The organism is Vibrio sp. 1562 (assembly GCF_033340155.1).
Lineage (GTDB): Bacteria > Pseudomonadota > Gammaproteobacteria > Enterobacterales > Vibrionaceae > Vibrio > Vibrio alginolyticus.
On the sequence record NZ_JAWOVY010000401.1, the window covers coordinates 1 to 665 of the forward strand.

The window sequence follows — 665 nt, forward strand, 5'->3', positions numbered from 1 at the left end:
AGTGAAACTGCTTTCTGATGCACTCGATGTAAGCGCATGAGAAAGGAGCCGAAATCGGCTCCAAGTGAACGTTAAAAGTAAAATGAGCTCGGCGAGTCACCTGGCAGAACCAAGTTATCTTGCTCAAGACTGATTTTGATTGGTGTTTCAACGGGCTGCTCTGGCTTATTGGTGCTAATGCGCAACCGCTCTTGTGGCGCTTTTCGGTAAGCGGCTAAAACCTGTTCATCCAGCTCGCCTAACTTATCGGTGGCCAATTGCTTATAGTCCACCGTGCCCGCCATCATGTAGCGGCTGAGTTTGACCCCAGCATAGTCGGCATGAGCGTAGTTACCCATCATGGCGACCAATTTTGACTGGGCGTCTCGCATTTCCTCTTTCAAAGATTTAATGTGATTTTCCAGTCGGACCACTTCGGCATGTGCTGAGCAATACTGTCGAGACAGCGATGTCCAACGGTATTGGGCTTCACCCTTGGGAACAAAACAATCTTGCTCAGGGCATTTTGACGGCTCTTTTTTGGTCTGTACTAACTCCCAAAACTGAAGCGCTGTTTCTTGCAACTCAGTTAAGAACGCCGCGTCTCGCTGTATTTCAAACTCAATCAGTTGATCCTCAAAATAGAAAACCAACCAACCTCGCGTGCTATTGGCGACCAGTATTTG

Annotated in this window: 1 pseudogene; it reads right to left on the reverse strand. The window is 48.1% G+C overall.

Going from position 1 to position 665, the window contains the following annotated elements:
* Positions 1–71: 71 nt before the first annotated feature.
* Positions 72–665, reverse strand: a pseudogene (locus tag R7Z49_RS25435) (endonuclease); the annotation flags it as partial.